This window comes from Methylorubrum thiocyanatum (genome assembly GCA_014138645.1).
GTDB lineage: Bacteria > Pseudomonadota > Alphaproteobacteria > Rhizobiales > Beijerinckiaceae > Methylobacterium > Methylobacterium thiocyanatum.
On the sequence record JACJIB010000003.1, the window covers coordinates 650,707 to 673,245 of the forward strand.

At 69.8% G+C, this 22,539-nt stretch carries 18 protein-coding genes; 7 read left to right on the forward strand and 11 right to left on the reverse strand.

Translation table 11 applies throughout. The features are described 5' to 3' along the window. Positions 1-112 precede the first annotated feature (112 nt). The 6 genes from HNR51_RS10675 to coxB all read right to left on the reverse strand — a co-directional run bounded on the left by HNR51_RS10675 (position 113) and on the right by coxB (position 5,608). Positions 113-970, reverse strand: coding sequence for a cytochrome c oxidase subunit 3 (locus tag HNR51_RS10675; protein WP_012455322.1), 858 nt, complete (start codon positions 968-970; stop codon positions 113-115). 144 nt (positions 971-1,114) lie between these two features. Further along, the gene (locus tag HNR51_RS10680) at positions 1,115-1,723 is read right to left on the reverse strand and encodes a cytochrome c oxidase assembly protein (RefSeq protein ID WP_182554907.1); all 609 of its coding nucleotides are present in this window, start codon (positions 1,721-1,723) and stop codon (positions 1,115-1,117) included. A gap of 12 nt (positions 1,724-1,735) precedes the next feature. Further along, the gene (locus HNR51_RS10685; RefSeq protein WP_012455324.1) at positions 1,736-1,900 is read right to left on the reverse strand and encodes a cytochrome c oxidase system small membrane protein; all 165 of its coding nucleotides are present in this window, start codon (positions 1,898-1,900) and stop codon (positions 1,736-1,738) included. Between the two features lie 8 nt (positions 1,901-1,908). After that, a complete protein-coding gene (locus tag HNR51_RS10690) occupies positions 1,909-2,862 on the reverse strand; it encodes a heme o synthase (RefSeq protein ID WP_012455325.1) in 954 nt (317 codons plus the stop codon). A 198-nt stretch (positions 2,863-3,060) separates the two neighbouring features. After that, the gene (gene ctaD, locus HNR51_RS10695; protein WP_012455326.1) at positions 3,061-4,689 is read right to left on the reverse strand and encodes a cytochrome c oxidase subunit I; all 1,629 of its coding nucleotides are present in this window, start codon (positions 4,687-4,689) and stop codon (positions 3,061-3,063) included. Between the two features lie 79 nt (positions 4,690-4,768). Beyond that, a complete protein-coding gene (coxB, locus tag HNR51_RS10700) occupies positions 4,769-5,608 on the reverse strand; it encodes a cytochrome c oxidase subunit II (RefSeq protein ID WP_152277609.1) in 840 nt (279 codons plus the stop codon). 255 nt (positions 5,609-5,863) lie between these two features. On the opposite strand from coxB, the gene fdhD reads away from it, so the two are divergent. After that, a complete protein-coding gene (gene fdhD, locus HNR51_RS10705; protein WP_182554908.1) occupies positions 5,864-6,739 on the forward strand; it encodes a formate dehydrogenase accessory sulfurtransferase FdhD in 876 nt (291 codons plus the stop codon). Positions 6,740-6,766: 27 nt separating this feature from the next. Here fdhD and HNR51_RS10710 read toward each other — a convergent pair whose 3' ends face one another. Beyond that, positions 6,767-7,828: a hypothetical protein gene (locus HNR51_RS10710; RefSeq protein WP_182554909.1), complete on the reverse strand. Its 1,062-nt coding sequence runs from the start codon at positions 7,826-7,828 to the stop codon at positions 6,767-6,769. Between the two features lie 637 nt (positions 7,829-8,465). Between HNR51_RS10710 and gltB the strand changes: the two genes are divergently transcribed. The 4 genes from gltB (at position 8,466) to HNR51_RS10730 (ending at position 15,436) form a co-directional block, all read left to right on the forward strand. After that, positions 8,466-13,199 carry a glutamate synthase large subunit gene (gene gltB, locus HNR51_RS10715; protein ID WP_141952254.1) on the forward strand — a complete coding sequence of 1,578 codons (4,734 nt, stop codon included), beginning with the start codon at positions 8,466-8,468 and terminating at the stop codon, positions 13,197-13,199. A gap of 15 nt (positions 13,200-13,214) precedes the next feature. Next, positions 13,215-13,451, forward strand: coding sequence for an antitoxin (locus tag HNR51_RS10720; protein WP_012455331.1), 237 nt, complete (start codon positions 13,215-13,217; stop codon positions 13,449-13,451). A gap of 81 nt (positions 13,452-13,532) precedes the next feature. Beyond that, positions 13,533-13,934 (forward strand): type II toxin-antitoxin system VapC family toxin, encoded by a 402-nt coding sequence (locus HNR51_RS10725; protein WP_182554910.1) that lies wholly within the window; start codon positions 13,533-13,535, stop codon positions 13,932-13,934. 68 nt (positions 13,935-14,002) lie between these two features. Then, positions 14,003-15,436, forward strand: a complete 1,434-nt coding sequence (locus HNR51_RS10730) for a glutamate synthase subunit beta (RefSeq protein WP_182554911.1) — start codon at positions 14,003-14,005, stop codon at positions 15,434-15,436. Between the two features lie 72 nt (positions 15,437-15,508). On the opposite strand, the gene HNR51_RS10735 is transcribed toward HNR51_RS10730, so the two are convergent. After that, on the reverse strand, positions 15,509-16,453 hold the full coding sequence (locus HNR51_RS10735) for an MBL fold metallo-hydrolase (protein WP_182554912.1): 945 nt from the start codon (positions 16,451-16,453) through the stop codon (positions 15,509-15,511). Positions 16,454-16,631: 178 nt separating this feature from the next. On the opposite strand from HNR51_RS10735, the gene HNR51_RS10740 reads away from it, so the two are divergent. Both HNR51_RS10740 and HNR51_RS10745 read left to right on the forward strand, forming a co-directional pair. Then, positions 16,632-17,972, forward strand: a complete 1,341-nt coding sequence (locus HNR51_RS10740; protein WP_182554913.1) for a sensor histidine kinase — start codon at positions 16,632-16,634, stop codon at positions 17,970-17,972. A gap of 8 nt (positions 17,973-17,980) precedes the next feature. Next, complete coding sequence (locus HNR51_RS10745; RefSeq protein ID WP_182554914.1) at positions 17,981-18,640, forward strand: response regulator; 660 nt, start codon at positions 17,981-17,983, stop codon at positions 18,638-18,640. Between the two features lie 124 nt (positions 18,641-18,764). Here HNR51_RS10745 and HNR51_RS10750 read toward each other — a convergent pair whose 3' ends face one another. The 3 genes from HNR51_RS10750 to galE all read right to left on the reverse strand — a co-directional run bounded on the left by HNR51_RS10750 (position 18,765) and on the right by galE (position 22,464). Then, on the reverse strand, positions 18,765-20,204 hold the full coding sequence (locus HNR51_RS10750) for an SGNH/GDSL hydrolase family protein (protein ID WP_182554915.1): 1,440 nt from the start codon (positions 20,202-20,204) through the stop codon (positions 18,765-18,767). 77 nt (positions 20,205-20,281) lie between these two features. Further along, positions 20,282-21,475: a lytic murein transglycosylase gene (locus HNR51_RS10755; RefSeq protein WP_182554916.1), complete on the reverse strand. Its 1,194-nt coding sequence runs from the start codon at positions 21,473-21,475 to the stop codon at positions 20,282-20,284. Further along, complete coding sequence (gene galE / locus HNR51_RS10760) at positions 21,472-22,464, reverse strand: UDP-glucose 4-epimerase GalE (RefSeq protein WP_182554917.1); 993 nt, start codon at positions 22,462-22,464, stop codon at positions 21,472-21,474. The genes HNR51_RS10755 and galE overlap by 4 nt, the downstream gene beginning before the upstream one ends. Between the last annotated feature and the right edge of the window lie 75 nt (positions 22,465-22,539).

Sequence of the window (22,539 nt, forward strand, 5' to 3'; positions counted from 1 at the left end):
TCCTCACAGGCCGCCGGTATGGTGTACCGCGCGGCCCACCGCACGCAAAAAAGGGCGGCTCGCGCCGCCCTTCCGGGTTGCCGCCCGTGCAGGGCGGCCGATGCGGACCGGCTCAGTGAGCGCCGCCGCCGGCGCCCGCACCCCACACGTAGATGGCGGCGAACAGGAACAGCCACACCACGTCGACGAAGTGCCAGTACCAGGCGGCGAACTCGAAGCCGAGATGCTGCTTCGGGGTGAAGTCGCCGGCATAGGCGCGCAGCAGGCAGACGGCGAGGAAGATCGTGCCGATGATGACGTGGGCGCCGTGGAAGCCCGTCGCCATGAAGAAGGTCGCCGAGTAGATCGAGCCCGAGAAGCCGAAATGGGCGTGGGCATACTCGTAGGCCTGGCAGGCGGTGAAGAGCACGCCGAGGATGATGGTGAGCCACAGGCCCATCTTCAGGCCCTTGCGATCCCCGTGCAGCAGGGCGTGGTGGGCCCAGGTCACGGTGGTGCCCGAGGTGAGCAGGATCAGCGTGTTCAGGAGCGGCAGGTGCCAGGGATCGAACGCCTCGATGCCCTTCGGCGGCCACATGCCGCCGGTGAACTCGACGCGCTGGGGCTGGATCGGATCGGCGGTGTAGAGGGCGGCCTCGAAATAGGCCCAGAACCACGCCACGAAGAACATCACCTCGGAGGCGATGAACATGATCATGCCGTAGCGGTGATGGAGCTGGACGACGCGGGTGTGGTCGCCGGAATTCGCCTCGTGGGTGACGTCGCGCCACCAGGACAGCATCGTGTAGAGCACGCCGAGGGTGCCGGCGCCGAACACGTAGGGACCGATGGCGAGGCCGCCGGCGGAGAGACCCTTCATCCAGAAGACGGCGCCGAAGGCCATCAGGAACCCGGAGAACGCGCCGAGCAAGGGCCACGGGCTCGGGTTGATGATGTGGTAGTCGTGGTTCTTGGCGTGCGCCCCGGCCATCGCAATGGTTCTCCCTCAGCCCTTGCCCGTCACCGCCTGACGGCCGGGCCCTGTTGCCTTGGAGGTCCGGCGCGACCGGACCTCGGTTGAAACCCGTCTACTTCGGCAGCCAAGCCATTGTCACGCTTGAGCCCGCGCGATCCCTCAAAAATTGGTCGTCGTGCGGGGCTTAGGCGCCTCCGCCACCGGCGAACCGTTCTTCGAGGGGTAGTAGGTGTAGGACAGCGTCATCTCCGAGAGCGTGCCGATATCCGGGTCCTTGCGCAGGGCCGGATCGACGTAGAACACCAGCGGGAATTCCGCCGACTCGCCCGGCTGCAGCGTGTGCTCGTCGAAGCAGAAGCACTGCACCTTGACGAAGTAGCTTCCCATCAAGTCCGGCTGCACGTTGAACACGGCGATGCCGGTCGAGGGCGCCGGGCCGGTATTCGTGACCTTGAAGAACACGGTCGCGGTCTGGCCGGGCACGGCCTCGACGCGGGACTGCTCCGGCTGGAAGCGCCAGGAGAGGGCCTTCGACACGTTGGTGTCGAAGCGGACCGAGACCGGCGCCAGGGCCTCGCCCATCGCAGCCGTGGGCGCGGCACCGACGAGCGGCGTGCCGCCGTAGCCCGTCGCCTTGCAGAACATGGAGTAGAGCGGGGCGGAGACGGCGGCGAGGCCGCCCATGCCGAGCACCACGCCGGCGCAGGCGATCACGGTCCAGCGCGCGCCGCGCGTCGCCTGCTTCTGCTGCTCCTTCGCGTCGGTCATCGGTTCACGCCCTCAGAGCGGCCGCTGCAGGACCTGCGGCCCGAGCTTGGCGATCGTCAGCACGAAGAACAGCAACACCAGGGCGCCGAGCGTCAGGGCGATGGCGATCGAGCGCTTGCGGCGAGTCTTCGCCTCTTCCGGCGTCAGGGGACGCACGCCTTCCGGCAGATCGGACATGCCGGGCCTCACGCTGCGACCGCGCGGAACAATCCGAGCCCCTGCTCGGCGAGCAGCGCCGAGAAGAGCAGGAACAGGTAGAGGATCGAGAAGGCGAACAGGCCCATGGCCGCCTTGCGCTCGGGCTCGCCCTCGCGCAGCCGGTAGACCTGCACCGCGCCCGCGAGCATGCCGAGACCGCCGAGCACGCCGACCACGGCATAGAGCCAGCCGCCGAAGCCGAGCCAGACCGGCACGAGAGCGAGCGGGGCGAGCAGCAGCGAGTACCAGACGATCTGACGGCGGGTGGAATCGGGGCCGGCGACGTTCGGCATCATCGGGATGCCGGCGCGGGCATACTCGCCGCTCTTCACGAGCGCCAGCGCCCAGAAATGCGGCGGCGTCCAGATGAAGATGATGGCAAACAGCACGAGCGACTCGATGCCGACATGGCCGGTCACCGCGGCCTGGCCGACGACCGGGGGGAGGGCGCCGGCGGCGCCGCCGATGACGATGTTCTGCGCCGTCGCCCGCTTCAGCCACATCGAGTAGATCACGGCGTAGAAGACGATGGTGAAGGCGAGGAGCCCGGCGGCGAGCCAGTTCGAGGCAAGCCCGAGGATCAGCACCGAGCCGACCGAGAGCACGATGCCGAACGCGAGCGCCTCGTCGGGGCGAATGCGCCCGTCCGGGATCGGCCGCTTGGCGGTGCGGGTCATCAGCGCGTCGATGTCGGCGTCCCACCACATGTTGAGGCAGCCCGAGGCGCCGGCCCCGACCGCGATCATCAACAGCGAGATCGCCGCGATCACCGGGTTCACGGTGGCGTCGGAGACGACCATGCCGACCAGCGCGGTGAAGATCACGAGCACCATCACCCGCGGCTTCAGCAGGGCGAAGAAGTCGGAGACCTCACCGCCCGCGGCGGAGGCGAGCGACGCGCGGCCGGCGTCGGCACTCAGGCTGTTCGACAGGCTCGTCATGGGAACCGTGATCTGACGCTTGTTCTGAGGTGTTCGGATCGCGCCGTTCGTGGCGCCGCCCTTTGCGGGAGGTCTCGCGGGAGGCCTCCGGGAAAGAGCGAGGACCGCCTCGGCGGTCCTCGCGATCCTCGTTGTTCGTGGAGCCTCGTCTCTTCCCGAAAGCCGGCGGGCAGCTTTCGGGACGATGCTCTTGCCGCCTTAGTGGGCCGGCTCGTCGACGATCTTCGGGAGCGTCTCGAACTGGTGGAAGGGCGGAGGCGAAGACAGGGTCCATTCCAGGGTGGTGGCACCCTCGCCCCACGGATTGTCCGCGGCGCGGGTCTTGGAGCGGAACGCCAGGACGATGCCGATCACGAACACGACCATGCTGAGGGCGAAGACGTGACCGCCGAGGGTGGCGACCTTGTGCCAGCCGGCGAAGGCCTCCGGATAGTCGGCGTAGCGACGCGGCATGCCGGCCAGACCCAGGAAGTGCATCGGGAAGAACAGGACGTTCGCACCGATGAAGGCCAGCCAGAAGTGCAGCTTGCCCGCCCATTCCGGGATGACGTGGCCGGTCATCTTCGGGAACCAGTAGTAGACACCGGCGAAGATGATGAACACGGCGCCGAGCGAGAGCACGTAGTGGAAGTGCGCGACGACGTAGTAGGTGTCGTGCAGGTACTTATCGACCGAGGAGTTCGCGAGCACGACGCCGGTGACGCCGCCGACCGTGAACAGGAAGATGAAGCCCACCGCCCAGTGCATCGCCGCGGTGAAGCGGATCGAACCGCCCCACATCGTCGCGATCCAGGAGAAGATCTTCACGCCGGTCGGCACCGCGATCACCATGGTCGCGAAGACGAAGTAGGACTGCGTCTGGAGCGACAGGCCGACGGTGTACATGTGGTGGGCCCACACGACGAAGCCGACGACGCCGATGGCGACCATGGCGTAGGCCATGGCGAGGTAGCCGAAGACGGGCTTGCGCGAGAAGGTGGCGATGATGTGCGAGACGATGCCGAAGGCCGGCAGGATCATCACGTACACTTCGGGGTGACCGAAGAACCAGAACAGGTGCTGGTAGAGCACCGGATCGCCGCCGCCGGCCGGATCGAAGAAGGTGGTGCCGAAGTTACGGTCGGTGAGCAGCATCGTGATCGCGCCGGCGAGCACCGGGAGCGACAGGAGCAGCAGGAAGGCGGTGACCAGCTCGGCCCAGGCGAACAGCGGCATCTTGTGCAGCGTCATGCCGGGGGCGCGCATGTTGAGGATGGTGGTGATGAAGTTGATCGCGCCGAGGATCGAGCCCGCACCGGCGAGGTGGAGCGAGAAGATCGCGAAATCGACCGCCGGGCCGGGGTGGCCGGCCGAGGAGGAGAGCGGCGGGTACACGGTCCAGCCGGTGCCCGCGCCGGTCGCGCCGGGCGAACCCTCGACGAACAGCGAGCAGAGGAGGCAGGCGAAGCCCGACACCGTCAGCCAGAACGAGATGTTGTTCATCCGCGGGAAGGCCATGTCCGGCGCGCCGATCATCAGCGGGACGAACCAGTTGCCGAAGCCGCCGATGAGGGCGGGCATCACCATGAAGAACACCATGATGAGGCCGTGGCCGGTGACGAACACGTTGTAGGTCGCCGGGTTGGAGAAGTACTGGAGCCCGGGCTCCTCCATCTCCATGCGGATGCCGAAGGACAGGAACGCGCCGATGATGCCCGCCATGAAGGCGAAGATCAGGTAGAGCGAGCCGATGTCCTTGTGGTTCGTCGAGAGGAACCAGCGGGAGAAGAAGGAGGGCTTGTGGTCGTGGTGGGCGTCATGCCCGGCATGTGCTGTGGCGGTGGCCATCGATCCTTGCCTTAATCAGATGTCTGTCGCCTCTGGCGAAGGGAGATCCGGGTCGGCCTTGCGCCGGCCCGGTGAAGCGTCAGCGGGCGTCCGCGAGGCGCGCGCCGTTGTCGATGGCGGCGTACTTGGTCTTCGCCTCGGTCAGCCACTCGGCATAGGCCTGCTCGCTGACCACGCGCACGGTGATCGGCATGTAGGCGTGACGGGCGCCGCAGAGCTCGGAGCACTGGCCGTGATAGGTGCCCTCGCGGTCGGCCTTGAACCACCACTGGTTCAGGCGGCCGGGGATGGCGTCGATCTTGCCGCCGAAGGAGGGGATCGCCCAGGAATGGATCACGTCGTCGGAGGTGACCTGCACCTTCACGATCTTGCCCACCGGCACGACCATGTCGTTGTCGGTGGCGAGCAGCTTCGGCTGCTGCTCCTCGTCGACGTTGGCGTCGAAGGTGAAGCCGCCCTTGTCGCCCTCGGCCGGGTAGACGTAGGACCAGTACCACGCGTGGCCCACGACCTTGACCACGACGTCGGCCTTCGGGTCGGAGAGCTGGGTGCGCAGGGTGCGGAACGAGGGAATCGCCACCGCCACGAGGATCAGGACCGGGATGATGGTCCAGGCCACCTCGATCGCCGTGTTGTGCGTGGTGCGCGACGGCGTCGGGTTCGCCTTCTCACTGAACTTGAAGATGCAGTAGAGAATCAGGGCGAGAACGAAGACCGAGATCGCGAAGGCGAGCCAGTGCAGCCCGTGCTCGAAATTGAGGAGGTCTGCGGCCTCGGCCGTGACCGGAACCTGACGGCTCATCTGCCACGGCTCGGGCTGACCGATGCCGGCCGCGAGAGCGGAGGAGGACGAACCGAGGAACACGCCGAGTGCGGCGAGCCCCCACGATGACCGATGTTGCGCCTGCGTCGTCCGCATGTCCCCGCTTGGCTCCCCTGGTGCCTATGGTTTGTTTGCCCTTGAATTCGCCGACCGGCGTCGCAAATCCGAGGGCTGCCCGACCTTTTCGCGGGCCTAGCCGGTTCCGGCGTGACCATGTCGCTGCCGGATGGGCGGTCGCGACGTAGAACCATACTGATCGTAAAACCGCAACCGCAACAGCGCCGCCAAGCGTCGCTTAGACGCGGGATCAGGGTTGCGCGTCGGTAAATCTGGCTGCTTCTGGGGATACGGATGCTGGACTTCAGCCGCAAACCTCAAGGCGAGCTACAGGACGACGTCGCCGCCGACCGGCCCGCGACCTCGATCCGGGTCGGAACGCTCGTCGTCGCCTACGATGCGCCCGAGGCGCGGCCCGACGCCCGCGCGCTGGCCGTCGAGATGCCGGTCAACGTCGTCTACGGCACCGTCCCCTACGCGGTGATGATGCTGACGCCGGCCGACCTCGAGGATTTCGCCTACGGCTTCAGCCTGACCGAGGGCGTGATCGAGTCCCCCGACGAGATCCGCAGCGTCGCCGTGGAGCCCGGCGAGGGCGGCCTGCGGCTCCTGGTCGATCTCGCCCCGGGGCGGTTGCGCGAGCACCTCGCCCGCAAGCGCGCGATCAGCGGTCGCACGGGCTGCGGGGTCTGCGGCATCGAGGATCTCGCGGCCCTGCCGACCGCCAAGACCCGCTCCGGCAAGGGGCCGCAGGTGACGTTGGCGGCGATCCAGGCGGCACTGACCGCCCTGTCCGACCGCCAGACCCTCAACCGGGAGACCCGCGCGGTCCATGCCGCGGGTTGGGCCGGCCTCGACGGGACGCTCGCCGCCGTGCGCGAGGATGTCGGGCGCCACAATGCTCTGGATAAGTGCATCGGCGCATTGCTGCGGGAGGGCGTGCGGCCGGACGAGGGCTTCCTCGTCATCACCAGCCGTTGCTCCTTCGAGATGGCGGAGAAGGCCGCGACCCTCGGCGCTTCGGTGCTGGTGGCGATCTCCGCCCCGACCTCGCTCGCCATCGAGCGGGCGCGCTGCCACGACATGACGCTCTGCGCCATCGCCCGCTCCGACACGCTGACCGTGTTCTCGGGGCGCGAGCGGCTGCTCCTGGCCGGCGAAGGCGGCTGACGCCGCCTCCCCGGGACCGATCCCGCGTCAGTCGCTGCCGGCGGCCTCGCCCGTACCGCCGGGCACGACCGTCGCCCCGCCGATCACCCGCACGTTCTTGCGGGCACCGTCGGCCGGCGGATCCTGCCACCCCTTGCCCGCGGCCGGCGCCGACTTCGACTCGGCCGTCTTCGTCGGCTCCCTGCCGGATTCCTTCGCGTCAGGCTTGGCGGCCTCGGCCTTCCCCACGTCGGGCTTCGACTCGTTCAGCTTCGGCTCGACCGCCTTGGCTTCCCGGGACTCCGGCTTGGGGTCGGGCTTGGCGTCCGACTTGGCCGCATCCGACTTCGCCGCGGGTGTCATCGCGGGCGATCCGGACGGCGTGGAGCGGAGCGAGGGCTCCGGCGCGGCCGGGGCGATTCGAGCCTGGGACGGCAGCTTGGGCGTCGGCGCGGTCCGGGCGGCGGCGCGCCGCGGCGCTTCCGGGCGGCCCGCCGCATCCGGGTTGAGGCCGAGCGGATTGGCCTCGGGCCGGGCCGCCGGCGTCACGCGCTCCGCCCGCGGCGCCCCGCGCGCGTCGCCGAGGGGAGCCCCGCGCAGGCCGGGTACGGAGGGGATGTCGGCGGGCGGCACGATGCGCTCCGCCTCGCGGATCGGGCGGCGCGGGCGCATGTCTTCCTCGGTCCAGCCGTAGCCGGGCGCCGCCGGCCGCACCCGGTCGGACGGGTAGTAGACGCCGAGGGGCTCGCGCCCGATCACGTCGCCCTCGCGGGCGTCGACGACGAGTCGGACTCGCTGACCGCGCGGGCTCGTCGCCTCCACGCGGTAGTTGCGTCCGTCGTAGCGGGGGCGGGCGATCTCGCTGAAGCCGCGGTCGCGCAGGTCGTCGACGACCTCCCGCGGGGGCATCAGACCGTCCTCCTCGAAGAAGACCGCCCGCGGCGGACCATAGATTTCGCGGTAGAAGCCCTGGGCGGCCGCGGCCTGCAGGCCGAGTCCGGTCAGGAGGGCGCCGGAGAGGCCGAGACCAAGGCCGCGACGCAGCGCCGCTCTCGTGGCGCGGCCGATGACGCCAATCACACGGTCAGGGGCATGACGGCTCGAAGCCATAGGGACCTCTCGGACCAAGCTCTCGCAGAAGGGAAGGTCCCGGGAGCCCGCTGTTGACCGCGGGTCCCCCGGCGTCACGGCAGACGCGATCCCCGCATTCCCTCCGTGCCGGCAAGGTTTTCTAAACGATTGATTGGGGCGACATTGCGAACCGGCCCGGAACCTGCCAGGGGCATCGGGACGCCGCGGTGCTGGTCGGCACTTTGTCGGCACGCTGCCGGTGATCGGCGTTCGGGTGCGCTGCGCGAATTCGAGGCATGTTCAAAAGGCCGGCGGCGGTGGCCGGCAGCCCCTTGCTGGAATGAATGAAATCTGGCAACGTCCGCCTATAGGACAGCAAGACTGTCCCATTTGTCGCACTCACCTTTTCGTTGTGCTTGGCCGTCGGGCGAGCTTTGGGGATCCATCACGTGATCGACGTGACGTCCGAACGAGCTGACAAACCGGCGATCGCCAAGGCGATCCGGGCGAGCGCCGGCTGAGGGAGCCGGGGCTTCAGCCCGCGGGTTGGCGGGCGATTCCGGCAGGAAGCACCCCACCAGACCCGACTCGAAAAAATGAAGCGGCGGCCCGGGCACCGATGGTGTTCGGGCATAAAACATGCTCGCGTGCGGGCAGGGTCGGAGATCTGCGGACGATGCGTGAAATCCCGTCTGAACTGTCGGTGCCGGTCGTGAACGGCGAGATCCTGGACGGCGAGACCGCTGCGCCCCCGCGCGCCGGCGCCGCGCCGCTGATCCTGCGCGACCCGGCCCTGCCGCGGGCGCAGGGCGCCTACGACCCCGCCCACGAGCGCGATGCCTGCGGCGTCGGCTTCGTCGCGGACATGCATGACCGGCGCAGCCACACCATCGTCCAGCAGGGTCTGAAGATCCTCGAGAACATCGACCACCGCGGCGCGGTCGGTGCCGACCCGACCATGGGCGACGGCTGCGGCATCCTCACCCAGATCCCGCACGGCTTCTTCTCGGAGGAATGCTCGCGCCTCGGCTTCGAGCTGCCGCCGGCCGGCCAGTACGCCATCGGCCAGTTCTTCCTGCCGAAGGAGGCCGATGCCCGCGCCGCCATCGAGGCCATCGTCGAGAAGACGCTGGCCGACGAGGGCCTGCCGCTTCTCGGCTGGCGCGACGTTCCGGTGGATTCGAGCGACCTCGGCAAGGCGGTGAAGGAAACCGAGCCGCATCACCGTCAGCTGTTCATCGGCTGCCCGGCGAGCGTCACCGATCAGGACGCCTTCGAGCGGCGCGTCTACATCGCCCGCAAGGTGATCTCGGGGAAGGTCTACGGCCACGAAGACAAGCGGCTGATGGAATTCTACCCCGTCTCGGTGTCGAGCCGGACCATCGTCTACAAGGGCATGGTGCTCGTGCACCAGCTCGGCCACTACTATCTCGACCTGAAGGATTCCCGCTTCGTCTCGGCGCTGGCGCTCGTCCACCAGCGCTTCGCGACGAACACCTTCCCGACCTGGCGCCTGTCGCACCCCTACCGGATGGTCGCGCATAACGGCGAGATCAACACGCTGCGCGGCAACGTGAACTGGATGGCCGCGCGCCAGGCCAGCGTCGATTCGGAGCTGTTCGGCAACGACATCTCGAAGATCTGGCCGATCTCCTACGAAGGCCAGTCCGACACCGCCTGCTTCGACAACGCCCTCGAATTCCTCGTGGCCGGCGGCTACTCGCTCGCGCACGCGATGATGATGCTCATCCCCGAGGCCTGGGCCGGCAACCCGCTGATGAGCGAGGAGCGGCGCGCCTTCTACGAGTACCACGCCGCCCTGATGGAGCCGTGGGACGGCCCCGCCGCCGTCGCCTTCACCGACGGCCGCCAGATCGGCGCGACGCTCGACCGCAACGGCCTTCGCCCGGCCCGCTACATCGTCACCGATGACGGCCTCGTCGTGCTCGCCTCCGAGATGGGCGTGCTGCCGATCCCGGACGAGAAGATCGTCCAGTCCTGGCGCCTGCAGCCGGGCCGGATGCTGCTGATCGATCTGGAGAAGGGCCGCATCGTCTCCGACGAGGAGATCAAGGGCGAGCTGGCCTCGGCGCATCCCTACGCCGAGTGGGTGAAGAACACCCAGATCGTGCTGGAGGAGCTGCACCCGATCCAGCCGCGCGCCTCGCGCACCGACGTGTCCCTGCTCGATCGCCAGCAGGCCTTCGGCTACACCCAGGAAGACCTCAAGCTGCTCATGGCCCCGATGGCCGTGACCGGCCAGGAGGCGGTCGGCTCGATGGGTTCGGACACGCCGCTCTCGGCGCTCTCCGACAAGCCGAAGCTGCTCTACACTTATTTCAAGCAGAACTTCGCGCAGGTCACCAACCCGCCGATCGACCCGATCCGCGAGGAGGCCGTGATGAGCCTCGTCTCGTTCATCGGCCCGCGCCCGAACCTGCTCGACATGGAGGGGGCCTCGCGCCGCAAGCGGCTCGAAGTCCGTCAGCCGATCCTGACCAACGGCGATCTGGAGAAGATCCGGTCGATCTCGCATTTCGAGGACCGCTTCGACACCAAGACGCTCGACATCACCTACGCGGCCGAATCCGGCGCGGCGGCGATGGAGGGCGCGCTCGATCGCCTGTGCGACCGGGCCGAAGTCGCGGTGCGCGGTGGCTACAACATCATCATCCTGTCCGACCGGATGGTGGGGCCGGACCGCATCCCGATCCCGGCGCTGCTCGCGACCGCGGCCGTGCACAACTACCTGATCCGCAAGGGGCTCCGCACCTCGGTCGGCCTCGTGGTCGAGTCGGGCGAGCCGCGCGAGGTGCATCACTTCGCCTGCCTCGCGGGCTACGGCGCGGAAGCGGTGAACCCGTACCTCGCCTTCGAGACGCTCATCGCGATGAAGGACGAGTTCCCGCCGGATCTCACCAACGACGAGATCATCTACCGCTACATCAAGTCGATCGATAAGGGCCTGCTGAAGGTCATGTCCAAGATGGGCATCTCGACCTACCAGTCCTATTGCGGCGCGCAGATCTTCGACGCGATCGGCCTGAACTCGGACTTCGTGGCCAAGGACTTCTTCGGCACGGCGACGACCGTCGAGGGCATCGGCATGGCCGAGGTCGCCCAGGAGACGGCGCTTCGCCACCAGGACGCCTTCGGCGACGCTCCGATCTACCGCAACGCGCTGGATGTCGGCGGCGAGTACGCCTACCGCCTGCGCGGCGAGACCCACACCTGGACACCGGACACGGTGGCCACGCTGCAGCACGCGGTGCGCCTCGGCGCGGCCGAGCGCTACCGCGAATATGCCCGGCTGGTGAACGAGCAGGAGAACCACCTCAAGACCCTGCGCGGCCTGTTCCGGATCAAGACCGCCGCCGATCTCGGCCGCGAGCCGGTGGACATCTCGGCGGTCGAGCCGGCCGCCGAGATCGTCAAGCGATTCGCCACGGGCGCCATGTCCTATGGGTCGATCTCGAAGGAGGCGCACGAGACGCTCGCCATCGCGATGAACTCGTTCGGCGGTCGTTCGAATTCGGGCGAAGGCGGCGAGGAGCCGCGCCGGTTCATCACCGGCCCGGACGGGCGCTCGCGCCGCTCCGCGATCAAGCAGGTGGCGTCCGGCCGTTTCGGCGTGACCACCGAGTACCTCGTCAACGGCGACATGGTTCAGATCAAGGTCGCGCAGGGCGCCAAGCCCGGTGAGGGCGGCCAGTTGCCCGGTCACAAGGTCGACGCCAAGATCGCCAAGGTCCGCTACGCGACGCCGGGCGTCGGCCTGATCTCGCCGCCGCCGCACCACGACATCTACTCGATCGAAGACCTCGCGCAGCTGATCTTCGATCTGAAGAACGTGAACCCGGCGGCCGACATCTCGGTCAAGCTGGTGTCCGAGGTCGGCGTCGGCACGGTCGCGGCGGGCGTCGCCAAGGCGCGTGCGGACCACATCACGATCTCGGGATTCGATGGCGGCACGGGCGCGGCCCCGCTCACCTCGATCAAGCACGCGGGCGGCCCCTGGGAGACCGGTCTGGCCGAGACGCAGCAGACCCTCGTGATGAACGGCCTGCGCGGCCGCGTCGCGCTCCAGGCCGATGGCGGCATCCGCACCGGCAAGGACGTGATGATCGCCGTGCTGCTCGGCGCCGACCAGATCGGCTTCTCGACCGCGCCCTTGATCGCGGCCGGCTGCATCATGATGCGCAAGTGCCACCTCAACACCTGCCCGGTGGGCGTCGCCACCCAGGACCCGGTGCTGCGCAAGCGCTTCAAGGGCACGCCCGAACACGTCATCAACTACTTCTTCTTCGTGGCCGAAGAGCTGCGCGAGCTGATGGCGTCGATGGGCTTCACCAAGCTGGAGGACCTGATCGGCCGCTCCGACCTTCTCGACAAGCGCGAGGCGATCGAGCACTGGAAGGCCCGCGGCCTCGACTTCTCGAAGCTGTTCCACCGGCCCGACGTCGGCCCGGAGGTGGCGATCCGCCATGTCGAGACGCAGCACCACCCGATCGACACCGTTCTCGACCGCCGCCTGATCGCGGGGGCCGAGAACGCGATCGAGACCGGGGAGCCGGTCGTGCTCACCGACGTGATCCGCAACTCGGATCGCGCCGCGGGCGCCATGCTCTCGGGTGCGGTGGCGAAGAAGCACGGCCATGACGGCCTGCCCGACGACACCATCGTGGTGAAGCTCAACGGCACCGCCGGGCAGAGCTTCGGCGCGTGGCTCGCGGCGGGCGTCACCCTCGATCTGACCGGCCACGGCAACGACTATGTCGGCAAGGGCCTGTCGGGCGGCAAGCTGATCATCCGTCCGAGCGACGCGCTCAAGGCGCCCCCCGCCCGCACGATCATGGCCGGCAACACCGTGCTCTACGGGGCGATCGCGGGCGAGTGCTACATCCGCGGTGCGGCCGGCGAGCGCTTCGCCGTCCGCAACTCGGGCGCGATCACCGTGGTCGAGGGCATGGGCGACCATGGCTGCGAGTACATGACCGGCGGCGTGGTGGTTTCGATCGGCGTGACCGGCCGCAACTTCGCGGCGGGCATGTCCGGCGGCATCGCCTACGTGCTCGACGAGGACGGCTCGTTCCGCGACCGCTGCAACCTGTCGATGGTCGATCTGGAGCCGGTGGAGGAAGAGGACGACATCATGCGCCGCTTCCACCAGGACGGCGATCTGGAGACCAAGGGCCGGGTCGACATCCTGGCCGACATGTCGGGCCACGACGAGGAGCGGCTGTCGCAGCTTCTCACCAACCACCTGAAGTACACCGGTTCTCCGAAGGCCAAGCAGATCCTCGACGACTGGGCGGGCTACCGCACCAAGTTCGTCAAGGTGATGCCGGTCGAGTACCGCCGGGCCCTGCGCGAGATGGAGATGGCGCGGATGCCGGTGGCGGCGGAGTAGGGAGGGAAGGCAGCGATGGCCGAGCCGACGATGCGTGTACGCCTCGTCCGGACTGCGAACGGACAGAGACTCGACATCCCGCCCGGGTTCATGCTGGGCGGGGACGAGGCGATCCTTCGCACGGAGGGCGACCGCCTCGTGGTCGAACCGGTCGCCGTGCCCTCTCTCCTGTCGGTGCTCGGCAACCTCGACGATCTCGACGAGGATTGGCCGGAGATCGAGGACGCGGTGCCGGACGACGTCCGGCTCTAAGTGTTTCTCACAAAACTCCCGCTGCACTGTCTTGCCCAGCGTGAGAACCGTTCGTGACCGGGAGTTTTGTGAGCAGTCTGAATGCGGTATCTGCTCGACACCAACATGCTCTCGGCGCTGATCCGCTCGCCGAGGGGACCGGTGACGGAGCAGATCCGGCGCGTTGGTGAGGCGCGTGTTTATACGAGCGTCATCGTCGAGGCGGAACTTCGCTACGGCGCGGCGCGCAAGGGCTCGGAGCGGCTGTCTCGACAGGTCGAGGCCGTGCTCGGATCCATCCCGATCGAACCATGGCGTGAGCCTTTCGGTCGGATCTATGCGGAACTGCGTCTCGGACTGGAGCGGGCCGGGACGCCGATCGGTGCGAACGACCTGCTCATTGGGGCTCAGGCGCTGGCGGATGGCAGCGTTCTGGTGACGGACAACACGAGGGAGTTCGAACGGCTCACCGACCTTACGATCGAGAACTGGGTCCGGCCCTGATCGATCAAGTGCGGACGGTGCGACGGGGGCTCTTCGCGACAGGCAAAGCGGCGCGATTGGACTGATCGATGGGCAAGGTCACAGGATTCCTCGAATACGACCGGCAGGAGCAGAAGTATCAGCTCGCCGCCGACCGCGTTCGGCACTTCCGCGAATTCACGCTGCCGCTCGACGAGCACGACCTGTCGAAACAGGCCGCGCGCTGCATGGATTGCGGCATCCCGTTCTGCCACGGGCCGACCGGCTGCCCGGTCCACAACCAGATCCCGGACTGGAACGACCTCGTCTACCAGTCGGACTGGGAGGAGGCCTCGCGCAACCTCCACTCCACCAATAACTTCCCCGAATTCACCGGCCGCATCTGCCCCGCGCCCTGCGAGGAAGCCTGCACGCTCAACCTCGAGAACCAGCCGGTCGCGATCAAGACGATCGAGCAGGCGATCGCCGACCGCGCTTGGAACAATGGGTGGGTGAAGCCCGAGCCGTCGGCGACCCGCACCGGCAAGCGCGTGGCGGTCATCGGCTCCGGCCCCGCCGGCATGGCCGCGGCGCAGCAGCTCGCCCGCGTCGGCCACGACGTGCACGTCTACGAGCGCGAGCCCAAGGCCGGCGGCCTGCTCCGCTACGGCATCCCCGACTTCAAGATGGAGAAGCGCCACATCGACCGGCGCGTGAAGCAGATGGAGGCCGAGGGCGTCGTCTTCCACTACAAGGCCAATGTCGGCGTGAACGTGCCGCTGGAGGAGCTGACGAGCCAGTTCGACGCCGTGCTGTTCTGCGGCGGCGCCGAGGAGCCGCGCAACCCGCAGCTGCCGGGCCAGGATCTCGACGGCGTGCACTACGCCATGCCCTACCTCGTGCAGTCGAACCGCCGGGTCGGGGCCGAACCGATGCCGGGCAACGGCGAGCTGCCGATCCTGGCGGCCGGCAAGAATGTCGTCGTCATCGGCGGCGGCGACACCGCCTCGGACTGCGTCGGCACCGCCTTCCGCCAGGGCGCGCTCTCGGTGACCCAGCTCGACATCCGCCCGCGTCCGCCGGAGCGGGAGGACAAGCTGACGGTGTGGCCCTACTGGCCGACCAAGATGCGCACCTCGTCGAGCCAGGCCGAGGGCGCCGAGCGCGAGTTCCAGGCCGCGACCCTGCGGCTCGAGGGCAACCGCAAGGGCCAGCTCACCGGCGTGGTCTGCGCCCGCGTGGACGAGCGGCGCCAGCCGATCGAGGGCAGCGAGTTCGTGCTGCCGGCCGACCTCGTCTTCATGGCGATCGGCTTCGCCGGCTCGGTGCGCAAGGGCCTGCTGGAGGAGTCGGGCGTCGCAATGGACAAGCGCGACAACGTCATCGCCAACGACGAGGACTACCTGACCTCGAATCCGAAGATCTACGTCGCCGGCGACATGCGCCGGGGCCAGTCCCTGGTGGTCTGGGCGATCCGCGAGGGCCGACAGGCCGCGCGCTCGATCGACGAGGCACTGATGGGCGCGACCGTCCTGCCGCGCTAAGCCGCACCAGCTTCGAACGAGACGGGGCCATCGCCGAAAGGCGGTGGCCCTTTTAGTTGGGCCTGGAGCATTTCAGCGAGAGATGCCCTCGGGTCCGGCGCGGTCGCGCACCTCCCACACGTAGCCCGCCCCGTCCCGGACGATCCGGCCCCGCGTCGCGAGATGCATTCCGGCGACGTCCAGTCCCTCGCCGGCGGCGCGGTCGAGGATCCGGCGGCGGGTGGCGACCGCCTCCGCCGGGTCGGCATCCCAGATCACGGTCCAGTCGGGATGCGGCATCTGCAGGATGCGGGAGTGAAGGATGTCGCCCCAGATCAGCAGCCGGTCCGACCCATCCTCGATCAGCACGCCGGCATGGCCCGGCGTATGTCCCGGCAGCGGCAGGAAGGCGACGCCGGGCGCGAGATCGGCCGCGCCGGAGACGCGGCGCACCCGGCCGGCATAGGCCGCCAGCACCGCCTGCGCGGTGTCGAAGAAGACGGCCATCGCGGCCGGCGCCCGAGCGCGGGCGCCGGCATCGGACCAGAAGGCCGCCTCCCGCTCCTGAATCACCAACTCCGCCCGGGCATAGCGGGCGGCGCCGTCGCTCGTGAGCAGACCGCCGGCATGGTCCGCGTGGAGATGGGTCAGCCACACGGTGTCGATCTGATCGGGCCCGACCCCTTCCGCCGCGAGCGCCGCCGTGACTCGGTCGAAGCCCGGCCCGAACACGGTTCCGCAGCCGGCATCGAGCAGCCAGTGCCGGGGGCCATGCCGGATCAGGAAGGCGTTGACGGGCTCCGGTGAGGGGCCGCCCGGTGGGAGGCCGGCTTGCGCCAGAAGGGCGCGCCCGGCCTCGCCGTCGGCGGCCGGGATCATGCTCGGCTGGAGCGGGAACAGGCCGTCGCGAAGCGGCGTGACGGAGAAGGCGCCGACGCGATAGGCGGAGGCGGGCGCCGCCCGCGCCTCGACGATCCGCAGGAGCGGCAGGCCGACGCCCACGGCGAGGACGGAGCGGCGGGTGAGCGGCAGAGGCATGGGCGGCGGGTCCGGTGTCGGAACATCGAAGCCGTGATCCTGACGAGCCGGACCGCCGCCGCCCAGGGAAGCGCACCCGGCGGAGTCCGGGCATTTTTCCCGACGGCGCCCGGCGCCCCTTGCGCCCTGACCGGCGGAGGGTGCCAATTCGGCGGACGTCCCACGCCCGGTTGCCCCGATGAGCCTGCCCGCGCATCTCGCCCTGCGCCTTCTGGTCGTGACGCTGCTCTGCCTGACCGGCGCCGTCGCCTGGACCCTGTGGGAGGCGCGCACCGGTCTGCGCGAGGAGGCCGCGGTCTCGGCGGGGCGGATCGCGGCAGGGCTCGCCCGGCAGCCGGGGCTCGGCAGCGTCGGACCGGCGGCCCTGCCGATCGCCGAGCCGCAGGCGGAACCGACCGTTCTGATGATCCTGCCGGGCATCTGCGCCGAAATCCGCCTCGGCGCCGAGGCGCCGCGCCGACTCTGCGGCGACTGGGACGGGCTCGGCACGGCGCCGGCCTGGCTCGCGGGCGCCCTGGCGGCGGAGACAGGGGCAACACCGGTCATCCGAGACATCGTCTACCGTGGACGTTCCCTCGGCAGCGTCGCGGCTTGGCCGGACCCCATCGCCGCGGCGGGGCGGGCGTGGCGGCAGGTGCGGTTCGCGAGCGGCCTCGCCCTGTCGCTCGCCGGCACCACGGCGATCCTCGGCTGGCTTGCCGCCGCCCGGCTCGTCGCACCGGCGGCCCGGATCGTCCAAGGCGTCGATGGCTTCGAGGCCGGGCGCACGCCTTCGCCCCTGCCGCGCTTCAGCACCGCCGAGTTCGATCGGATCGCCACCGCGTTCAACGCCCTCGCCGGGCGCCTGTCCCGCATCGAAGATGAGCGCACGGACCTGATGCGCCGGCTGGTGCAGGTCCAGGAGGAGGAGCGCCAGAGCCTCGCCCGCGACCTGCACGACGCCTTCGGCCAATGCCTCGCCGCCGCGGGCGCGCTCGCCGCCGCCATCGAAGCCGGCGTCCCGGAGGAGCGAGCGGATCTGCGCGCCGATGCCGCCGGCATCGAGGCGGTCGTCGGCGCCATGCGCGAGAGCCTGCGCGGGGCCCTGGCCCAGCTCGAACTGCCAGACCTCGCCGGCATCGGCCTGGGCGAGGGCCTTCGCAGCCTCGTCTCGGATTGGCAGGCGCGGCTGCGGACGGGTCCGAGCCTTCACCTCGACGTGATGGGCGATTGGGCGGGCTTGTCGCCGCAGGTCTCCGCGAGCCTCTACCGGATCGCGCAGGAACTCCTGACCAACGCCCTGCGGCACGGGCGGCCGAGCCGGATTTTTCTGCGGTTGCAGCGCATTGAGACCGGAAGGCGGCCGATCACGCTGGTCGTGGACGACGACGGCGGGGGCGATCCCGCGCACATCGCCGGGGCGTCCGGCCGCGGCCTTGCCGGAATCCGGGCGCGGCTCGCGGCTCTCGGCGGCGCGCTGTCGCTCACCGGAAACGGCAGCGGCCTTCGCGCCTGCGCCACCGTCCCGACCCGCGGCTGAGGTGCGCGATGCCGAGCATCCTCCTCGTCGACGACCATCCCGTCGTGCGCGAGGGCTATCGCCGCCTGCTCGAACGGCAGCCGGGTTTCACCGTGGTGGCCGAGGCGGAGACCGCGGCGCAAGCCTACCGCCTCTACAAGGCGCAGGCGCCGGACCTCGTCATCCTCGACCTCTCGCTGCCGGGGCCGAGCGGCATCGAGGCGATCCGGCATATCCGGCAATGGGACGCCGCAGCCCGCATCCTCGTGTTCAGCATGCGCACCGCCGCCGCCATCGCGCGCCAAGCCTTCGCCGCGGGCGCCGCCGGCTATGTCAGCAAGGCGAGCCCGCCGCGGGACCTCCTGACAGCCGTGGCGGGCGTGCTGCGCGGGGAGCGCGCCATGAGCCCCGACATCGCCTTAGCCATCGCACAGGACGAGGTCTCCGACGGGCGTACCGCCCTCGACGACCTCAGCCCGCGGGAAATCGAGATCCTCGGCATGACGGCGGCGGGCGCGACGGCATCGGCGGTGGCCGAGGCGCTGTGCCTCAGCCTCAAGACGGTTCAGAACAACCTCTCGCTGATCCGGGCCAAGCTCGGCGCCCGCACGGACGCCCATCTGGTCTGGATCGCCGTCGGTGCCGGGCTCGTGGAGGCCCCGCCCGGTCCACCCTCCGGCGACGGCTGAACCGGTTTCGGTCCAAGACGTCTAAGGCCATCGTGCCGGATTTCGGATCCGGCACGATGGCCTAAGCGATTGTCTTTGCATCCTCTTATTCCGAAAGCCGGAAACCGCCTTTCGGGATGATGCGCTAGCCCGGCGGCCAGCGGAAATCGTCCGCCCGTCCGGGTTGCGGCAGGGGCGCGGCACCGCGCTGCAGGCTGCGCTCGCGGGTGCCGGTGGCGTCGCCCTCCTGCGAGCGGCCAGTGAGCAGCGTGCCGCCGGGGGAGGTCTCGGTGCGGCCGAGCGGCACCACCGGCCCCGCCGCAGGCTTGACCGGCAGGCTCGGGATGCCGGGCGGCTCGGGCAGGCTCGGCAGCATCGCCGTGATCTTGCGGTCGATCGCCGCCGTATCGTCGCTGCCGAGTCCGGCGCCACCCTCGCCGGGGGTCGCCGCGATCGCGGCGGCGGGCTGCTCGGAGGGCAGGCCGCCCTTCTCCCCCATCAGGCGCTTCAGCTCCACGTCGGCGAAGTGGGCGATCTTGCGCGAGCCGGCGGCGGTGAAGTGGATGCCGTCCGAGGTGCGCAGCCGCGCCTCCTGGCCGTCCACGTCGGGCCCCGAAGCGGTGAAGCGGTTGCGGTCGTCGACGAAGCCCTGCCAGATCTCGGCATAGGACTGGCCGGCCCGCTGCACCCGCTCGCGCACGAGGTCGTTGATCGTTGCGAAGTCGCGGCTCAGGGACTCGCTGCGGACCGGCGGCAGGCCGACCCAGATCAGCGGCACTTTGTGATCGGCGAACACCTTCACCACCGCATCGACCCGGGCTCCGTAGAGCTCGCGCCACTTGTCGGACAGGGTCTCGACGGTCTGGTCGCCCTCGCGGATCGCCTGCCGGTCGTTCACGCCGATCATCATCAGGGCGTAGGAGACGTTGGGCGTGGCCTTGAGAAACTCCTCGGCGCTCTTCCCCCAATCCACGAGATCCTTGCGCACGAGGCCGCTATCGGCCTTCGAGCGGTCGAGCACGGCGATTTCGGCATTGTCGGAGAAGGCCTCGTCGATCCCCTTGGCGAGGTAGCTCGCGAGCGAGTCGCCGAACACGGCGATCTGGGTCGTCGGCGCCGCCTTCGCCACTTTGGCCTTGGGCTGCGCCACCGTCGGGGCCGGACTCGGCCGGCGGCGGCGCGCGGCGCGCTCCTCATCCGAGCGTCCGGCGGTCGCGGCCGGCGCGCGCGGGCGTGACGGCCGGGCGTAACCGGGCGTGGGCTGCGGCGGCGGGGTCGGCTGCGCGCGCGGCTGATCCTCCCAGGGCCAGTAGAACTGCCGCGGCGCCTCCTGCGGCGGGGCTGCCCGGCGGGCGGGCGCCCGGCCGTAGCCGTACTCGTCGGCATAGGCGCCGCGGGCGCGGCGGCGCGGCGGCGCGGCGTAGGGATCGGCGGCGGGCGCGTCGTAGCTGTCGCCCCATTGTGCCGCGGCCGGTTGCGGCAGCGCGGTCCAGGCGGCGGCGAGCCAGAGGGCTGCGAGAGCGAGAAGGCCGAGGATCGCAGGCAGACGCGGGAACGCGGTGCGATCGGTCGGGCGGCGTTGCATGCGCGGAGCCTCGATCGAAGGGGAGGGCCGGGGGCCGGCCTTTGATCCCGCAGGATAGCGCGGGGAAGCCGGCGCGTCTAAGGCCGCCCCTCCAGGCGCTCCAGCAGCGCGGGCCGGGCATAGCCGTCGGCCGGCAACCCCTCGCGGATCTGGTACTGGCGCACCGCCTCGCGCAGCTTCGGACCGGCGCGCCCATCCTGCTCGCCGGCATAGAGCCCCTGTGCGGCGAGCCCCGCCTGAAGACGCTTGAGGCCCGGCCCGTCGAGGCGGGCGTCGCCGTTCGGCCACGGCGCGGCAAGCGCCGGGCCGCCGGCCAACCGGTCGGCGAGGTGTCCGACCGCCAGCGCGTAGGAATCGCTGGTGTTGTAGCCGCGGATCACCTCGAAATTGTCGGTGATGAGGAAGACCGGGCTGCCGAGCCCGCCGGGCAGGAACAGGCTCGCCTCGCCGTTCACCGGCAGCGGCTTGCCGTCGGTGCGGCGCACGCCGCGGGCGGCGAAATCGGAAAGCGGTCCGCGGTAGCGGGTCAGGTCGAACTCCTTCGGCAGGCTGACCTCGTAGCCCCAGGACAGGCCGGGCTTCCAGCCGAGCGAACGCAGGTAATGGGCGATCGAGGCCAGTGCGTCGGGCTCCGAGCGCCAGATGTCGCGCCGCCCGTCGCCGTCGAAATCGACCGCCTCCCGCAGGTAGACCGAGGGCAGGAACTGCACCTGCCCCATGGCGCCGGCCCAGGACCCGACCATCCGCGCCGGCTCGATGTCACCCTTCTCCAGGATCTGGAGGGCGGCGAGCAACTCGTCGCGAAACAGGGTTCCGCGGTGCCGGACGTAAGCCAGGCTCGCCAGGGCGCGGACCGTGGGCAGCGAGCCGGCGCTCGCGCCGAAATCCGACTCGACGCCCCAGAAGGCCAACACGATGGCGCGCGGCACCCCGGTCCTGGCCTCGATGGCGGCGAGCGTGGTCGCGAGCCGCTTGCCCTGCGCCTGTCCCCTGGCGATCCGCCCGGGCGAAACCGCACCGACGAGATAGTCCCAGACCGGCCGGCTGAACTCGCCCTGGCGGCGGGTACGGGCGATCACGTCGGGATCGGGTCCGCGCAGGCCCGCGAAGGCGGCGTCGAAGGTGTTCGGCGAGACGCCGCGTGCGGTGGCGTCGGAGCGCAGGGACGCGACGAAGCCGGGATAGTCGCCGTCCTGCGCCCGGGCCGGACCGGGCGCTGCGAGCAGCGCCAGGCAGAGGGGGAGAGCGAGGACGGCGCGTCGGGTTCTCACCGCCGGTTCCGCTTCACCAGGGCATCCTCCCAGGCGAGCGCCTGGGCGACGATGGCGTCGAGGTCGTCGTGCTTCGGCGTCCAGCCGAGTTCGTTGCGGATGCGGTCGGCGCCGGCGATGATCTGGGCCGGGTCGCCCGGACGCCGCGGCGACAGGCGCACCTCGAAGTCGCGGCCGGAGATGCGCTTGACCACCTCCACCACCTCCAGCACCGAGTAGCCCCGGCCGTAGCCGCAATTGAGGGTCAGGCTCTCGCCGCCGCCGCGCAGGTGATCGAGCACAACCAAATGCGCCGCGGCGAGGTCGGAGACTTGGATGTAGTCGCGCAGGCAGGAGCCGTCGCGGGTCGGGTAGTCGGTGCCGAACACCTCCAGATGCGTGCGCTGGCCCAGCGCGGCCTGCGTCGCGACCTTGATCAGGTGGGTGGCCGCCGGCATCGATTGCCCGGAGCGCCCGCGCGGATCGGCGCCCGCGACGTTGAAGTAGCGCAGCACCCCGTAGGTGAAGCCGTGCGCCGCCGCCGCATCGGCGAGCATCCACTCGCTCATCAGCTTCGAGCGACCGTAGGGATTGATCGGGTTCGTCGCCAGGGTCTCGGGCACCGGCACGATCTCCGGCTCGCCGTAGACGGCAGCCGTCGAGGAGAAGATGAAGTGCTTCACGCCCGTGCGCGACGCGGTCTCGATCAGCGCGCGGGTCTTCACGGTGTTGGCGAGGTAGTAGCCGAGCGGATCGGCGACCGATTCCGGCACGACGATCTTGGCCGCGAAATGCGCGATCGCATCGATCTGGTGGCGCAGGATGGTCTCGGTGACGAGGGCTTGGTCGGCCACGTCGCCGACGACGAGGCGCACCTCCGGCGGCAGGGCCCAGTCGTAGCCGGTCGAGAGGTCGTCGAGGACCACGACCTCCTCGTGGCCGGCATCGACCAGCGCCAGCACCATATGGCTGCCGATGTACCCTGCGCCGCCCGTGACCAGAACCGCCATCGCTCAACCCCCGATTCGTCGTTCGCCCTTCGCGAGCGAAAGCTTCAGCCATGATTTTATGACGAAATCCTGCCA

Bases quoted from the DNA above. Each gene is read 5' to 3' on its own strand.
- HNR51_RS10745 (WP_182554914.1), top strand. From the start codon at position 17,981: ATGCCGAGCATCCTCCTCGTCGACGACCATCCCGTCGTGCGCGAGGGC.
- HNR51_RS10735 (WP_182554912.1), bottom strand. From the start codon at position 16,453: ATGCCTCTGCCGCTCACCCGCCGCTCCGTCCTCGCCGTGGGCGTCGGC.
- HNR51_RS10690 (WP_012455325.1), bottom strand. From the start codon at position 2,862: ATGACGAGCCTGTCGAACAGCCTGAGTGCCGACGCCGGCCGCGCGTCG.
- HNR51_RS10730 (WP_182554911.1), top strand. From the start codon at position 14,003: ATGGGCAAGGTCACAGGATTCCTCGAATACGACCGGCAGGAGCAGAAG.
- HNR51_RS10740 (WP_182554913.1), top strand. From the start codon at position 16,632: ATGAGCCTGCCCGCGCATCTCGCCCTGCGCCTTCTGGTCGTGACGCTG.
- HNR51_RS10710 (WP_182554909.1), bottom strand. From the start codon at position 7,828: ATGGCTTCGAGCCGTCATGCCCCTGACCGTGTGATTGGCGTCATCGGC.
- fdhD (WP_182554908.1), top strand. From the start codon at position 5,864: ATGCTGGACTTCAGCCGCAAACCTCAAGGCGAGCTACAGGACGACGTC.
- gltB (WP_141952254.1), top strand. From the start codon at position 8,466: ATGCGTGAAATCCCGTCTGAACTGTCGGTGCCGGTCGTGAACGGCGAG.
- coxB (WP_152277609.1), bottom strand. From the start codon at position 5,608: ATGCGGACGACGCAGGCGCAACATCGGTCATCGTGGGGGCTCGCCGCA.
- HNR51_RS10675 (WP_012455322.1), bottom strand. From the start codon at position 970: ATGGCCGGGGCGCACGCCAAGAACCACGACTACCACATCATCAACCCG.
- galE (WP_182554917.1), bottom strand. From the start codon at position 22,464: ATGGCGGTTCTGGTCACGGGCGGCGCAGGGTACATCGGCAGCCATATG.
- HNR51_RS10750 (WP_182554915.1), bottom strand. From the start codon at position 20,204: ATGCAACGCCGCCCGACCGATCGCACCGCGTTCCCGCGTCTGCCTGCG.
- HNR51_RS10685 (WP_012455324.1), bottom strand. From the start codon at position 1,900: ATGTCCGATCTGCCGGAAGGCGTGCGTCCCCTGACGCCGGAAGAGGCG.
- ctaD (WP_012455326.1), bottom strand. From the start codon at position 4,689: ATGGCCACCGCCACAGCACATGCCGGGCATGACGCCCACCACGACCAC.
- HNR51_RS10720 (WP_012455331.1), top strand. From the start codon at position 13,215: ATGGCCGAGCCGACGATGCGTGTACGCCTCGTCCGGACTGCGAACGGA.
- HNR51_RS10680 (WP_182554907.1), bottom strand. From the start codon at position 1,723: ATGACCGACGCGAAGGAGCAGCAGAAGCAGGCGACGCGCGGCGCGCGC.
- HNR51_RS10725 (WP_182554910.1), top strand. From the start codon at position 13,533: ATGCGGTATCTGCTCGACACCAACATGCTCTCGGCGCTGATCCGCTCG.